Annotated in this window: 11 protein-coding genes; 7 read left to right on the plus strand and 4 right to left on the minus strand. The window is 40.1% G+C overall.

All coding sequences use genetic code 11. The features are described 5' to 3' along the window. Window positions 1-67: 67 nt before the first annotated feature. From secA to ACOQO1_RS08235, 4 genes are all read left to right on the plus strand, one after another. On the plus strand, window positions 68-3,430 hold the full coding sequence (secA, locus tag ACOQO1_RS08220; protein ID WP_420602384.1) for a preprotein translocase subunit SecA: 3,363 nt from the start codon (window positions 68-70) through the stop codon (window positions 3,428-3,430). A 163-nt stretch (window positions 3,431-3,593) separates the two neighbouring features. Continuing rightward, window positions 3,594-4,811 (plus strand): sensor histidine kinase, encoded by a 1,218-nt coding sequence (locus ACOQO1_RS08225; protein ID WP_420602385.1) that lies wholly within the window; start codon window positions 3,594-3,596, stop codon window positions 4,809-4,811. A 42-nt stretch (window positions 4,812-4,853) separates the two neighbouring features. Then, entirely contained in the window at window positions 4,854-7,367 is a 2,514-nt protein-coding gene (locus tag ACOQO1_RS08230; protein ID WP_420602386.1) for a M14 metallopeptidase family protein, read from the plus strand. 4 nt (window positions 7,368-7,371) lie between these two features. Then, window positions 7,372-8,952: an amidohydrolase family protein gene (locus ACOQO1_RS08235; RefSeq protein ID WP_420602387.1), complete on the plus strand. Its 1,581-nt coding sequence runs from the start codon at window positions 7,372-7,374 to the stop codon at window positions 8,950-8,952. 255 nt (window positions 8,953-9,207) lie between these two features. Here ACOQO1_RS08235 and ACOQO1_RS08240 read toward each other — a convergent pair whose 3' ends face one another. After that, window positions 9,208-9,444 (minus strand): hypothetical protein, encoded by a 237-nt coding sequence (locus ACOQO1_RS08240; protein ID WP_420602388.1) that lies wholly within the window; start codon window positions 9,442-9,444, stop codon window positions 9,208-9,210. Between the two features lie 327 nt (window positions 9,445-9,771). On the opposite strand from ACOQO1_RS08240, the gene ACOQO1_RS08245 reads away from it, so the two are divergent. Together ACOQO1_RS08245 and msrA are read left to right on the plus strand one after the other, a co-directional pair. Next, window positions 9,772-10,455 carry a metal-dependent hydrolase gene (locus ACOQO1_RS08245; RefSeq protein ID WP_420602389.1) on the plus strand — a complete coding sequence of 228 codons (684 nt, stop codon included), beginning with the start codon at window positions 9,772-9,774 and terminating at the stop codon, window positions 10,453-10,455. Window positions 10,456-10,517: 62 nt separating this feature from the next. Continuing rightward, entirely contained in the window at window positions 10,518-11,192 is a 675-nt protein-coding gene (gene msrA / locus ACOQO1_RS08250; RefSeq protein ID WP_420602468.1) for a peptide-methionine (S)-S-oxide reductase MsrA, read from the plus strand. 129 nt (window positions 11,193-11,321) lie between these two features. Here the strand turns inward: msrA and ACOQO1_RS08255 are convergent, their stop codons facing one another. Genes ACOQO1_RS08255 through ACOQO1_RS08265 form a run of 3 tightly spaced genes read right to left on the minus strand, consistent with a single transcriptional unit; the run spans window position 11,322 to window position 13,855 of the window. After that, on the minus strand, window positions 11,322-12,755 hold the full coding sequence (locus tag ACOQO1_RS08255) for a Spy/CpxP family protein refolding chaperone (protein ID WP_420602390.1): 1,434 nt from the start codon (window positions 12,753-12,755) through the stop codon (window positions 11,322-11,324). Beyond that, window positions 12,727-13,329 carry a hypothetical protein gene (locus ACOQO1_RS08260; protein WP_420602391.1) on the minus strand — a complete coding sequence of 201 codons (603 nt, stop codon included), beginning with the start codon at window positions 13,327-13,329 and terminating at the stop codon, window positions 12,727-12,729. Before ACOQO1_RS08260 ends, ACOQO1_RS08255 begins: the two co-directional genes overlap by 29 nt. After that, complete coding sequence (locus tag ACOQO1_RS08265; RefSeq protein WP_420602392.1) at window positions 13,319-13,855, minus strand: RNA polymerase sigma factor; 537 nt, start codon at window positions 13,853-13,855, stop codon at window positions 13,319-13,321. The genes ACOQO1_RS08260 and ACOQO1_RS08265 overlap by 11 nt, the downstream gene beginning before the upstream one ends. A 204-nt stretch (window positions 13,856-14,059) precedes the next feature. On the opposite strand from ACOQO1_RS08265, the gene meaB reads away from it, so the two are divergent. Next, window positions 14,060-15,106: a methylmalonyl Co-A mutase-associated GTPase MeaB gene (gene meaB, locus ACOQO1_RS08270; protein ID WP_420602393.1), complete on the plus strand. Its 1,047-nt coding sequence runs from the start codon at window positions 14,060-14,062 to the stop codon at window positions 15,104-15,106. Window positions 15,107-15,125 lie beyond the last annotated feature (19 nt).

Raw genomic sequence — 15,125 nt, forward strand, 5'->3', positions numbered from 1 at the left:
TTAGCAGAAGGTTCCTGCCCTATCTGTACAATGGAACAGCTTTTGCAATCCAAAAGAAAAATTATTCATGAGCTTTATTAATTCAGTACTAAAGGTTTTCGTTGGAGATAAATCAGAAAAAGACGTAAAATCACTACAACCTTTGGTAAAAGAGATAAGATCCTTTGAGCAGCAACTTGAAGGATTGTCCCACGATGAGCTGAGAAAAAAAACAGCTTCATTCAAAAAACAAATACAAGAAGATTGTAAAGAGATAGACGATCAAATTGCCAAACTTCAGGAAGAGGTCCTAAACTCGACCGATATAGATCGCAATGAGGAAATCTACACGGAGATTGATAAACTCAATGAAGAACGGTATAAAATTTCCGAAAAAACATTAAAAGATATCCTTCCGGAAGCATTTGCCGTGGTAAAGGAAACCGCCAAACGGTTTGCCTCTAACGAAAACATTACGGTAACCGCTTCGGAATTTGATCGCTCACTTTCCGGTTCGCAAGATTATGTAACCCTTGAAGGTGACAATGCCGTTTGGAAAAACTCGTGGGATGCAGCGGGGAAAGAAGTTACCTGGGACATGGTACATTACGACGTTCAGCTTATTGGAGGTATTGCATTGCACGAAGGTAAAATCGCAGAGATGCAGACCGGTGAAGGTAAAACATTGGTGGCCACCCTCCCACTCTATCTAAACGCCTTGGCAGGTAAGGGAGCCCACTTGGTTACGGTAAATGATTACTTGGCCAAAAGGGATAGTGCTTGGATGGCCCCTATTTTTGAGTTCCATGGCCTTTCCGTTGATTGTATAGACAAGCACCAGCCCAATTCCGATGGCAGAAGAGCGGCTTACAATGCCGACATTACCTACGGAACCAATAACGAATTTGGGTTTGACTACTTGAGGGACAACATGGCACATACGCCAGGAGATTTGGTACAACGACCACACCACTACTCCATTGTAGATGAGGTGGATTCCGTACTTATTGATGATGCTAGGACACCTTTGATCATTTCCGGTCCCGTGCCCGAAGGTGACCGACATGAATTTAATGAATTGAAACCCAAGGTTTCGGATATTGTCCAGAAACAACGTCAGCATTTGACCGGAGTTTTGGCCGAAGCTAAAAAGCTCATTAAAGAAGGAGACACCAAAGAAGGAGGCTTCCTTTTGCTTCGTGTGCACAGAGGTTTGCCAAAAAATAAAGCATTGATCAAGTTTTTGAGTGAAGAAGGTGTAAAACAACTGCTTCAAAAAACCGAAAACTTTTATATGCAGGACAACAACAGGGAAATGCCCAAAGTGGATGCCGACCTGTTGTTCACCATCGATGAAAAAAACAATCAAATTGAATTGACCGATAAAGGGGTCGATTATATTTCTGGAGATCAAGACAAGGATTTCTTTGTAATGCCTGATATAGGTGGAGAAATTGCCAAAATTGAAAACCAAAACCTTGAGATTGAAAAAGAAGCTGAGCTCAAAGAAGAACTTTTCAAGGATTTTGCCGTAAAAAGTGAGCGAATCCACACCATGAGCCAATTATTGAAAGCCTATACACTCTTTGAAAAAGATGTGGAATATGTGGTAATGGACAACAAAGTAATGATAGTTGATGAGCAAACCGGTCGTATCATGGACGGAAGGCGTTACTCTGACGGATTGCACCAGGCCATTGAAGCAAAGGAGAATGTAAAGATCGAGGCAATGACCCAGACCTTTGCGACCATCACGCTTCAGAATTACTTTAGAATGTACAATAAACTGGCCGGGATGACGGGTACTGCCGTTACCGAAGCTGGTGAATTCTGGGAAATCTACAAGTTGGATGTGATGGAAATCCCAACCAACAGACCTATTGCCAGGGACGACCGCCATGATTTGATCTACAAAACCAAAAGAGAAAAATATAACGCCATTATTGAGGAAGTAACTGAACTCTCTAAAGCTGGAAGACCAGTTTTGATTGGTACTACTTCGGTAGAAATATCCGAATTGCTTTCCAAATTATTGAGTGTTAGAAAAGTTCCGCATAATGTCCTTAACGCAAAACTGCACAAAAAAGAGGCCGATATTGTGGCCGAGGCTGGTAATGCCGGTGTGGTAACCATTGCAACAAACATGGCAGGTCGTGGTACGGATATTAAATTGAGTACCGAAGTAAAAGATGCAGGTGGTTTAGCCATTGTTGGAACAGAACGCCATGACTCCAGACGTGTGGATAGACAGTTACGTGGTCGTTCAGGACGTCAAGGAGATCCTGGTAGTTCTCAATTCTATGTTTCTTTGGAAGACAACCTTATGCGTTTGTTCGGATCGGACCGTGTGGCCAAAATGATGGACCGCATGGGCTTGGAAGAGGGGGAAGTGATTCAGCATTCCATGATGACCAAATCCATAGAACGTGCCCAAAAGAAAGTAGAGGAAAACAACTTCGGAATTCGTAAACGCCTATTGGAATACGATGATGTTATGAACGCCCAGCGTGAGGTGGTCTACAAAAGAAGAAGACATGCTTTGCAAGGAGAGCGCTTAAAGGTGGATATTGCCAACATGATCTATGATACCTGTGAGGTAATAGCGGAAACCAACAAAGCTGCAGAAGATTATAAGAATTTTGAGTTTGAACTCATCAAGTACTTTTCAATTACATCTCCAGTTACGGAGGAGGATTTTAAAAGATTGAGCTTTCAAGAAATTGCGAACAGCGTTTATAAGGCTGCCTATGATTTCTATGAGCAAAAAATGGAACGAAGTGCCACAGTAGCGTTTCAAGTCATTAAAAAGGTATACGAGGATCAATCCAATAAATTTGAGCGCATTGTGGTTCCTTTTACCGATGGAATCAAATCACTTAATGTGGTCACCAATTTGGAAGGAGCATATAACAGCAATGGAAAGCAGTTGATCACCGACTTTGAGAAAAACATTTCTTTAGCCATTATTGACGACTCATGGAAGACTCATTTACGTAAAATGGACGAGTTAAAACAATCCGTGCAGTTGGCGGTACACGAACAGAAAGACCCTCTTTTGATTTACAAATTTGAGGCCTTTGAACTTTTTAAGGAGATGATCGACAAGGTAAACAAAGAAGTGATTTCATTCTTGTTTAAAGGAGAATTACCTTCTGAAAACACCAATCAGATACAAGAGGCCAGAAATGTGCGTAGGCCAAAAGAGAATCTACAAACCTCCAAAGAAGAAATCCCAAATAGTGATGAACTGGCTGCCCAAAACAGAGCTGCCGGTCAAACTCAGGGCAGAAGACCCCAAGTAACCGAAACCATTGTTCGTGAAAAACCAAAAATTGGCCGAAATGATAGGGTTACCATAAAAAATGTAATGACAGGAGAAAGTAAAACTGTTAAGTACAAACAAGCAGAACCTCTCATTGACAAAGGTCAGTGGGTACTGGTTGAGGACTAAACATTTTGAAACCAAAATTGTTAAGCGACAGCCATTTAGGCTGTCGTTTTTGATTATAGCAAAAACATAGTTAGATTTACACCGTAAACACCCCCATAATAGCTATTTTTACTACCTGTTTCAGTGAACAATTGTGGTAAAAGAAGAACAACCTAAGCAGCATATGAAAATTCCTAATAAGGACAAATATCGTTTACAGGACAAAATTCAATTGGTGCTCAAGGTTAACTACAATTCTTGTTTGTTTGCGGTCCTGTTTGGCCTTATTTGTCTTTTCTTATTAGATATAAAAGGAGTAATCCCCTTTACGTTTTTTGGATTTGCCGTTCTAAATCTTGTGAACACCTTTTTGTTCAAAAAACATGAAAATCTTACGGTAACCTATAATACTACCTCCATATTGGCAATGGTGGGAGCTATCTTGATAACGTTATTCAGTGGTGGTATCCAGAGTCCGTTCATCTTCGTTTTGGCCATTGTAGTATTTGCCGGCTACGTAACCACAAAAATTTACGGACAGATCTATTTGGTCATCAATCTGGTGGTTGTCGCCCTGATATTCTTGTATGATCTTGGGGATTTTAAAATATCCGAAAACACGGTTCCCTTGGATTACAGAGGTTGGTTTGCTTTCTTGAGCGTGGTATTTGCGGTTTACCTCTTGGGAGGAGTATTTGGGAAAAATTTACTGAAAGCACATCACAAATTGTATAAATCCCGAAGGGAAATTCAGGATAGGATCGATGAAAAAGAAACGCTGTTGAAAGAAGTGCACCATCGCGTAAAAAACAATTTGCAAACTGTTTCAAGTTTATTGAGCCTACAATCCAGGGCCATTGCAGATGATAAAATAAGTAACATTATAAAGAGCAGTCAAAACCGGGTGGTATCCATGGCAATGGTACATGAAATGCTCTATAAACGTGATGACTATCTATCTAAAATAGAGCTCAAACCCTATGTGAAGGAGTTAAGCGATTATTTGGTACGCTCTGTTAAAGGGAATACGAACAACGTAAAGGTAAATTTGGATATTGATGACCATAAACTTAGTATTGATACAGTAATCCCGCTTGGCCTTATCATCAATGAAACCATAACCAATGCGCTGAAATATGGAATTGTTGAGGATCAAACGGGTGAAATCACCATTTCCTTGCAAAAAATATCCGATAAGCGCTTTGAAATGAATCTGGGCGATAACGGAATAGGATATCCTGAGGATATTAACCCAACCACTTCAAAATCTTTAGGATTAAAGCTCATCTACAACTTAGCTCGACAATTGCGAGGTACCATTACTAGGGATTCAGAAAAAAAGGGCACCTATTATCGCATTGAATTTGAAGAAATAATAGAAGAATTCAACTCCGTCGATTAAAACCTTTTCCTATCTTTAGAAGATTAACTAATCTTATAAAGAATGTTGAAAAAATTACTCCTAGCAGTGCTTTTTTTAAGTACCTCCCTTTCAGCACAAGACTATTTCCTTAAAAAATATCATCCTTTCAATCCAAGCATTCCAACCCCTGAGGAATTTTTGGGGTATGGCATTGGAGAAAGACACACAAGACACGATCTCATTGTAAGCTATCTGACCAAACTTTCCGAAGTCTCTGACCGGGCCAGTATCCATGAGTATGGAAAAACCCATGAAGGAAGGAAGTTGGTGATTCTTACCGTCACCACCCCTGAAAACCTTGGTAATTTAGACCAACTGAAAGCCAAACATTTGCAATTCACGGACCCTTCAAAAAGTCCTACCAATTATGATGAGGTGCCTATTTTCATAAATCTGGGGTACAATGTACATGGCAATGAACCTTCAAGTTCGGAAGCTGCATTGTTGGCGGCATATACCCTCACCGCTTCCAACAACCCCGAAATCTTAAATTATCTCAACAAAGGAATCATCTTTATAGATCCCACCATAAATCCCGATGGTAGGGACAGGCACACGCAATGGGCCAATATGTATCAAGGCAATCCCTTAGTTGCAGACCCCCAAGATGCGGAACATAATGAATACTGGCCCCGTGGCAGGACCAATCACTATTGGTTTGATTTGAATAGGGACTGGCTATTGGGAATAAACCCTGAAAGCAGAGGGAAACTAACCTGGTACCATGAATGGTATCCCAATGTTGTGACCGATTTTCATGAAATGGGCACACAAAGCTCTTACTTTTTTGAGCCCATGAAAGACAACGGTTCCTTAAATCCAATCATGCCCAAAGAGAACTATGTGGATCTGAATAACCTTTTTGGTGATTATTTTGCAAAAGCACTGGATAGTATTGGTTCCTTTTATTTCACCAAAGAGGCATTTGATGGCACATATCCCGGTTATGGTTCCTCCTACCCTGATCTTCAGGGTGGACTCGGATTGCTTTTTGAACAAGCCAGCTCACGGGGACACAAACAAACCACTGATTTTGGTGAGATTACATTTCCCTTCACCATTAGAAACCAGTATATATCCAGCATGACTACCATAAAAGCGGCGGTGGAAAACAAGGCCATGTTGCGCAAGTATCAACAAGATTTCTTCAAAAGCGCTCTTGGAAATGCTGCTAAAAACAAAATCAGGGGATATAGCTTTAAAGATGAACACGATCCAAATCGTGTAAAGGCATTTATAGATAAACTTTTATTGCACAAAATTGACGTTTATAAATCTGGTTCCAGCTACGTGGTACCTACCCGTCAACCTCAATATAGAATGGTCCAGACCATGTTTGAAACCTATGCAAAGTATAGGGACAGTGTGTATTATGACGCATCTGCTTGGTCCGTTGCCAATTTTTATAACATGGATTACAGACCTGTCAATACTTTAAATCTTGGTGAAAAGATTGTCTCAACAAAAAATTTGGTCAGCCCTACATCGGTTAAAAAAACCGACTACGCTTACATTATAGATTATGATGATTACAATGCCACGGCAGCACTTTATCATCTTCAATCCAAAGGATTGGTAATTTCCTCTTCCTTTAAACCATTTACGGCCAAAACCAGCAGTGGAAACAAAAAGTTCAACTATGGTGCTTTGGTAATTCCCGTTAGTCTTCAAAAGAAAGACAGCGATACCGTATTCAAACTAATACAAGAAGTGCAAAACAAGTATCAGGTTCCTATTTATGCCACAGGTACAGGATACAACGCACAAGGTATAGATTTGGGCAGTAGATGGGTTTCCCCTATAACAAAACCTAAGGCCGCTATGATCATAGGCAATGGGGTGCGGTCTTATGAAGCCGGAGAAGTTTGGCATTTGTTGGATACACGCGTTCACATGCCAATTACCAAAATCCCTGTCAGAAACTTTGGATGGGCCAATTTGGACAAATACAATACTTTGGTGATGGTTTCTGGTGGGTATGATTTTTCTAAGAAGAATTTGGAAAAAATAAAGAACTGGGTAAGCAAAGGCAATACCTTGATCACCATTGGAACAGCCTCCAAATGGGCCATCGACAAAAAACTTATTGAAGAAAAATTGACGGAAAAGGAAAAGGACAGCACCAAAACAGCAGTTAGAAAACCTTATGTCAATGCACCAGAGAATTTAGGAAAAGAAAGGGTTGGCGGGGTCATTCTTCAGGTTGATTTGGATGTGACACATCCCTTGGGCTTTGGATATCATGATAGTTCCATTCCGGTGTACAAAAACAACACCGTTTGGCTGTCTCCCAGCAAAAATGAATATGCAACCGTGGCAAAATATTCCAAGAATCCGCATATAGACGGGTTTATCACCAAGAAAAATATGGAGGAAAACCTTAAGCCCTCGGCTTCTTTGATCGTAAGCAAGCTTGGAGGTGGAAGAGTGGTTCTTTTTGCGGACAATCCCAATTTCAGGGGATCTTGGTACGGAACCAACCGATTATTTTTGAATGCACTGTTTTTAGGTGATAAAATTAGAATTCCAGAATAAGACCATGATAAAAAAACTATTTTCTTTAGCAATTCTGTTCCAAATCTTTGTGGGATATGGACAAGACCGTATGAGCGAGGGCCCTTTCCCTCAACTTATCATTAGAGGCGTGACCTTGATCAATGGCAATGGCGCACCACCAAGAGGTCCAATTGACATTGTGGTGGAAAACAACAAAATTGTCAAAATCCAGGTAGTGGGCTACCCCGGGGTCAAAATTGACGACTCCAAAAGACCCAAACTAAAACCAGGGGGGAAAGAACTCAATTGCCAAGGCATGTACCTTTTACCAGGTTTTGTGGACATGCACGGGCATATTGGTGGTGTTTCCCAAGGAGCAGACTCTGATTATGTTTTCAAACTGTGGATGGCCCATGGTATTACTACGGTTAGGGAACCCGCTGGGCGTGGTGTAGACTGGACTTTGGATTTAAAGCGAAAAAGTGAGAAAAACGAAATTATAGCACCAAGGATTTTTGCGTACACTGCTTTTGGACAAAAAACAGATGGTTTTAATCCTCTGAACGATGCCCCTATCAGTACACCTGCCCAAGCTAGAAAATGGGTCAGAGCCAATGCTGAAAGAGGTGCTGATGGCATCAAGTTCTTTGGCGCACCACCAGAAATAATGGCCGCCGCCTTGGATGAAAACAAAAAATTGGGACTGCGTTCCGCTTGCCACCATGCGCAGTTGGATGTTTCCCGTTGGAACGTACTTCATTCCGCAAGGGCTGGTTTGACCAGCATGGAACATTGGTATGGCCTGCCTGAGGCATTGTTTGAAGATAGAACGGTTCAGGATTATCCACTGGGTTACAACTACCAAAACGAACAGCACCGGTTTGAAGAAGCGGGAAAACTATGGAAACAAGCTGCCGAACCTTATTCCGAGCACTGGAATAAGGTCATGGATGAATTGATCAGTTTGGATTTCACCTTGGATCCTACCTTCAACATTTATGAAGCCAGTCGGGATTTGCACAGGGCAAGAAGGGCCGAATGGCACGAAGACTATACTTTGCCATCCCTTTGGGACTTTTATCAGCCCAGTAAAATATCGCACGGCTCATATTGGCACGATTGGGGCACGGAACAGGAAGTGGCCTGGAGGAATAATTACAAGCTATGGATGACCTTTGTAAACGAGTATAAAAACAGAGGTGGTAGGGTTACCACAGGGTCAGATTCAGGTTTTATTTTCCAATTATATGGCTTTGCCTATATCCGTGAGATGGAATTGCTACGTGAAGCGGGATTCCATCCATTGGAAATCATACGTTCGGCTACCCTAAATGGAGCAGAAGCTTTGGGAATGGATGACAAAATTGGTACTGTGGAAGTAGGAAAACTGGCAGATTTTGTGATTGTGGCCGAAAATCCCCTGAAAAATATAAAGGTACTTTATGGCACCGGGGCCATTAAATTAACCGATGACAACGAGGTTGTCAGGGTTGGTGGTGTCAACTACACCATTAAAGATGGAATTATCTACGACGCGAAGGCGCTTTTGCAAGACGTAAAGACAACAGTACAGCAGCAGAAACAAAAATTAAACTACAAAATAAAGCAACCGGGATTAAAATAGTATACATATTTTAAGGGTTTTGAGGTTTGATTGGGCTAAAATATAGTAATCGGGTTATGGAATTCTTCAATAATCGGTCTGTTACGGTTTTTTCCGATTAAACGTTTGTTTGAGCATTTAATGGATAAAAGGCTTATTCTGTCTTTGATGAATTCCCAGGGTCTCTCTTTTTCCTAAGAGAAAAGGCTATCGACGCAATAACGAAAGCCGTACTGAAAAACAGCGTCATTGGAATTATGATTCCCATAATCATGATTAAGCTAATTTAGATCGGTTTCTTTTAGTCTTAAAAGAAAGTGCTTTCTTAACTCTAGAGTTTTTGAACATGTACAATCTGGCTACCTTAGTTTCCTTTTCAGTTTCTTCCTGAATTTCAATGTTCAATTCTACACCTACAGTAAAAGTTTCAACTTTAACTTCTTTAGAAGTGTCTTGGGCCATAGCTAAGGTTCCGAAGAAGATTATTGCGATAAGGGTTAAAACTGCTTTCATGACTTGGGTTATTTTTACATGGTAAATTTACTTTTGGGCATACCCTCCCCTAGATTTTCATCGCTTAACCCACATTTTTTTTCGGTATCCGTACTTTTTTCGGCTGAAGTGCATTTTATCCTCGATGAAAGTTTTAGGCTCAAAAAACAGGCTGCCGATTTGATGTGCATTTCATCGATACCAGCAATAATAATAGCTATTACACGACGTGCACTTTATCTGATTTTTTGGTCAGGACATCTATGGGAAGACTTGTATCGGAACCCAATATTTCATAATTTCAAGACATTTTCGGACTCAGACCGAGGTTATTTTAAACCCTAGACCATGAATATTACTTTTTTAGGCCACGCCACCATTTTTATTGAAACAGAAAACACCAAACTCATTGTTGATCCATTCATTAGCGGGAACAATTTGGCGGCACATATAGACATCAATGCGCTAAAGGTTGATTACATACTTATTACCCATGGACACCAAGATCATGTATTGGATGTAGAGGCAATAGCAAAAAATAATCCCAAAGCCATGCTGATTTCAAACTACGAAATTGTACAATGGTTTGGTGAAAAAGGCATAAATGGACACCCTTTGAACCATGGCGGGAAACACCATTTTGACTTTGGCAGTTTAAAATATGTGAATGCAATCCATTCCAGCATATTGCCAGATGGCTCTTATGGTGGAAATCCAGGTGGGTTTGTATTGACAACTCCCTCAAAGTGTGTTTATATTGCTGGAGATACAGCACTAACATTGGATATGAAGTTGATTCCTGAGACCAGCCCTACATTGGATTTGGCAATTTTGCCCATTGGAGACAATTTTACAATGGGGTATGAGGATGCTTCAATTGCCAGTGATTTTATTAGGTGTAACAAAGTTATGGGCTACCACTATGATACTTTCCCTCCTATTAAATTGGATAAAACTGCGGCCCAATCCCATTTTGAGTCCAAAGGAAAGGAATTGATATTGTTGGATATTGGATCCAGTATATCCATTTGAAAAATTATACCCAACTTCGTAATGCATCATATAGTGGTGCGACAAAACAGAAAAATTAAATGATGAGAAAAATATTAGTCCTGTTGATATCATTGACCTCAATGGGTTGTCAATCCAGAAAAGCACCAACCCAACCTGTAGTTGCCCAACAAGACATTATTGAAGAAGCATCTCTACAATCTCCAGATTTACAGGAATATGAAACCGCATACTTTGCCAGTGGTTGTTTTTGGTGTGTGGAAGCTGTATTCGAAAGCGTAAAAGGCGTTAAAGAAGTCTATTCCGGCTATTCCGGGGGCAAAGAAAAAGACCCAACTTATGAACAGGTGGCTTATGGTCGTACAGGACATGCAGAAGCCGTGGAGGTATATTATGATCCCAAAGAAATCTCTTTTACAAAATTGGTGCAGGTATTTTTTGGATCTCACGACCCAACTTCCTTAAACAGACAAGGACCGGACAGGGGCGCCCAGTACAGGTCTATTGCATTTTATAAGAATGAAGGTGAAAAGAAGGTCATTACATCATACATAGCTCTGTTAGAATCCAAAAAAGCGTATGATCGGCCTATTGTTACCCAAGTGGTGCAATTTGACACCTTTTACAAAGCGGAAGATTACCATCAAGATTTTGAAAGAAGAAACCCCAACAATTCTTATATCCGAAATGTTTCCATTCCTAGATTAAACCGGTTCAAAGAAAACTTCAAATCTTATTTAAAAGAAGAATCCCACTAACAATAGTTGTGGATATTTGTGTAAGGTGTGGCAACTTGAAAAATCAGGATTTAAGAAATTGTCCTTGCTGTTTTATTTATGGGGAGATACGTAGATCAGAATCAGTTGCTTTGGGACAATAACCGATTACTATTGCGTTAATACTACTTCGCTATACTTTGAATTAATGTTGATGACCTTCCCCTCTCTGTTGTTAACATGATAGCCCTTGTGGATATTTGTATTATAATTTTTTGATGTGCCAATGGCCAGGACCTCGGGGTATTCAAACTCAGAGAATGTTTCATTAACGTATATTGAAAAGGGTACCGTAGGTATTTTGCAGTTTACTTCACCATTTTCCACGGTAATATCAATATTGGAAAAACCATCTGACACAGAGTTTATTTCCAAGGCACCTAAACTGTTGGTCACAAATACATTGTTTGTCAAGCGATCAATGCTAACATTGGAAGAAACCGCATTTAACCTTAAATCCACAACTTCTGCCAGGCTTACATTATCGGAATAGTCGGTTTTTAGCTGTCCATACTTCCATTTTTGAACTACAATTGGGGAATACGACGCCCTTATATCTGTTCGATCGCCATCAATGGTGGAAGCAAACAAGCTTGCGTAGGACAAGCTTGCATTGATATTTTTAGCGTTTGCTGCCAACTTCACCTCTCCGTGCCTAACGTTCATCTTCAGCTTTACGGACTTGGGCATTTTAATCTTTATGCGTTTTTTGACTTTATACTTTTTATGTTCCCCATCTGTGGAAAAATAAAATATGTTACTGTCGTCACCACTTTGTATGCTAAAAACCCTTTCCGATCGGAGTTTATGTCGTAACTCATTTCTTTCTTCTCTTAACTCATCTCGCTTGGCCCTCATTTCATCTCTTTTGGCACGAGCTTCTTCACGCATGGCCTCTCTTTGCTCCATAAGCTTTTGTCGCTGTACCTCACGCTCTTCCCTTTGCTTTTCACGCTGCTCCGCCATCTTTTCCATTTTATCACTCCATTCCTCAAAGCGATTCTGATACTTTTCGTCAAAATTTTTATCAAAATCCTTTTTCCACTTCTTCAGGTATTTATCTCCATCCTTTTTATAGGCGTCATAGTCAAAATCAATGTGCGGAATCGGAGGCATCGGTGGCATTTCCGGCATTACAAAAACCTCTGGCATTTCTGGCAACTCCATATGCTCAATAATAGGAGCAACAGTAGGAAGGTCTGGAAGAACAAAACTAAAATTGTTAGACGCTCCGAAGCCCGTATTTTTTGTACTCACTTCAATTTCCTTGCTATTTCCCAAGATTTTAATGGCATCCTTTTCAAAAAAGGATTTTGCCTCCTCATCTGTAGCCCCTTCAAGCTCAATGACCGCTGTTATCTCCACTTGGTTTTTGTTCCAAGTTTCAAATTCAATATCGGCATGGCTTGTGTTGATGTTCAAAACCGTTTCATCACTTACATTGAAAGTTTCTGTATAGGTTTTGGATTTTTCCTGCCCGTAGCCAACTATTCCGACCAGGGCAAAAAGAAAAGCATTAAATAATATTTGATGATTCCTGTTCATTTTTTGATGATTTTAATTGATTCAACTTTGTTTTTAATTTGTGCAATAATTGCAACCGTAATTGTAGGTTTTGGATCAAGGCATTTATAGTGTCGTCGTTGGGGCCAATTTCATTGAGCTCAACATTTAATCGACTGTATTCTTTATCCAATTCACCAAGTCGTTCCATATAACTGTCTACTATCGCCTTATTTTCCCCAGTAAAGTCCAATTCGGAAAGTTCTAGATTGATATTTGTCACATAGTAACTCTCAATCTTTTTTAAATCTGGGGAAAGGTCTCCCAGACTTACCGTCCTAAGTTGCTTTTCCAAACTATTCTTTTCAACAATTTGTGTATCGGTTTTTAAGCTCTCTTTTGTTCCACCTGAAAAAAAGTATATCGCCGTACCAAACAAAATGACCGCTGCTGCCGCAATGCGAATCCAGAAAAAAGAGTTTGACTTTTTCTTTATTTCTTGCTTCGGAAGTTTTTCATCCAACTTGGACAAGAAGCGTTTCTCATGTCCTTTTTTCATAACATAAGCTTTGCGGTCCCTTTCTTTTGCAAACAATTCTCTTAGATCATGTCCCATAAGCCATATTTTTAAGCATTTCTTTTAACTGAGTTTTTCCTCTTAGCAGTCTGGTTCTTGAAGCAGTTTCCGAAATTTCCAAAATTTGGGAAATCTCGTTATGATCATACCCCTCTACCAAAAACAATTGAACTACATATCTATATTTCTCTGGTAAATTTTCTATGGTTGACTTCACTTTCTCCAATGCAACCCCATCTTCAATGGTCCAGTCATCATCCTCCGTTACATGCATAAAGCTCTCGTTCAATTCCACTGTTTTTTGATGTTTCGATTTCAAAAAATCGATGCTCCTGTTCACCACAATCCGTTTTAACCAAGCTCCAAATGTTACCTCTCCCTTAAATTGATCTATACGCTGAAAGGCCTTGATAAAAGATTCCTGCAACACATCCTCCGCATCATCGGGATTCTTCAAGAATCGCATAGCCACACCGTACATACCATCACAGTATTGTTTGTACAATTGTAATTGCGCCTTACGATCGTTGGCCTTGCATTGCTCTACCAGTTCAATTTGAAACATGGTCAGTTTTTATGTTGGATTTTATAGTTGTTTAAGTAAAGGACGATGAAAAAAAACCGTCGTTGCAAAATCAATTCAATTTAGCGCGTTTTTAACATAAAAAAGTAGGCTAGGGTCATATCCTATTCCATTTGACCTGTAAAATGTATCCCAAAAACCCATGAAAACTTTATACCTTCGTATGGAATTCGATGCATTTTACCCTTGACAGATTCAAAAAGCACATCCTCAAATACGGTTTCCAAAATAAAACAACTGAGAAAACAGGAGATTTCCACTCAAAATTTCATAGATGGTATCTTCAAGGGAAACAAGGCGATTCTTGCAAAGGCCATCACGCTTTTGGAAAGCTCAAATCCGGAACATTTTGAAAAGGCCAATCAAATTATTGAAAAATGTCTTGCCAAGCCAAATAAGAGTATCCGTATAGGGATTACCGGAGTTCCCGGAGTCGGGAAGAGTTCTTTTATAGAGGTGTTTGGAACTACGCTCACCCAACTGGGCAAAAAAGTGGCTGTTTTGGCTGTAGATCCCACAAGTACCCTTAGCAAGGGAAGTATTCTGGGCGATAAAACCCGCATGCAAGCTTTGTCCAAAGACCCCAACGCCTTTGTTAGGCCCTCTCCTTCTGGAGAGTCTTTGGGAGGTGTGGCCCAAAAAACCCGTGAGAGCATTATTCTCTGCGAAGCTGCAGGTTATGATATCATTTTAGTGGAAACTGTTGGTGTGGGACAAAGTGAGATCGTAGTGCACAGCATGGTGGACTTTTTTTTATTGCTAAAATTATCGGGAGCTGGAGATGAGCTTCAGGGTATAAAACGGGGCATTATGGAAATGGCGGATGCCATTGCCATCAATAAGGCGGATGGCAGTAATATAGAAAAAGCCAAACTTGCCAAAACCGAATTTTCCAGGGCCTTGCATTTGTATCCTCCCAAAGAAAATGGATGGACACCAAAAGTGTTGAGCTGTTCTGCAATTGAAAACACCGGAATCCAGGAAATATGGAAAATGATAGCCAATTTTGTTGCCCATAACAGAGAAAACGGTTTTTTTGAAAAAAATAGGCAGACACAGAACAAAAACTGGTTCCTCCAGACCGTGGACGAGCTGTTGAAACAATTTTTCCATCAAAAAGAAGCTTTCAAAAAAAATCAAAACCAGTTGTTGAAAGAAATCGAGGAAAATAAAATATCCCCTTTTTATGCAGCCAAAAAGCTATTGGAAAGCCTGACCAAAGAACTTAAATAAAAGAAGTAAATTTGCCCAG

The organism is Flagellimonas sp., assembly GCF_965222555.1.
Lineage (GTDB): Bacteria > Bacteroidota > Bacteroidia > Flavobacteriales > Flavobacteriaceae > Flagellimonas.

Excerpts from the sequence above, each read along its gene's own strand:
- secA (WP_420602384.1), top strand. The coding sequence starts at position 68 with ATGAGCTTTATTAATTCAGTACTAAAGGTTTTCGTTGGAGATAAATCA.
- ACOQO1_RS08225 (WP_420602385.1), top strand. The coding sequence starts at position 3,594 with ATGAAAATTCCTAATAAGGACAAATATCGTTTACAGGACAAAATTCAA.
- ACOQO1_RS08230 (WP_420602386.1), top strand. The coding sequence starts at position 4,854 with ATGTTGAAAAAATTACTCCTAGCAGTGCTTTTTTTAAGTACCTCCCTT.
- ACOQO1_RS08235 (WP_420602387.1), top strand. The coding sequence starts at position 7,372 with ATGATAAAAAAACTATTTTCTTTAGCAATTCTGTTCCAAATCTTTGTG.
- ACOQO1_RS08240 (WP_420602388.1), bottom strand. The coding sequence starts at position 9,444 with ATGAAAGCAGTTTTAACCCTTATCGCAATAATCTTCTTCGGAACCTTA.
- ACOQO1_RS08245 (WP_420602389.1), top strand. The coding sequence starts at position 9,772 with ATGAATATTACTTTTTTAGGCCACGCCACCATTTTTATTGAAACAGAA.
- msrA (WP_420602468.1), top strand. The coding sequence starts at position 10,518 with ATGAGAAAAATATTAGTCCTGTTGATATCATTGACCTCAATGGGTTGT.
- ACOQO1_RS08255 (WP_420602390.1), bottom strand. The coding sequence starts at position 12,755 with ATGAACAGGAATCATCAAATATTATTTAATGCTTTTCTTTTTGCCCTG.
- ACOQO1_RS08260 (WP_420602391.1), bottom strand. The coding sequence starts at position 13,329 with ATGGGACATGATCTAAGAGAATTGTTTGCAAAAGAAAGGGACCGCAAA.
- ACOQO1_RS08265 (WP_420602392.1), bottom strand. The coding sequence starts at position 13,855 with ATGTTTCAAATTGAACTGGTAGAGCAATGCAAGGCCAACGATCGTAAG.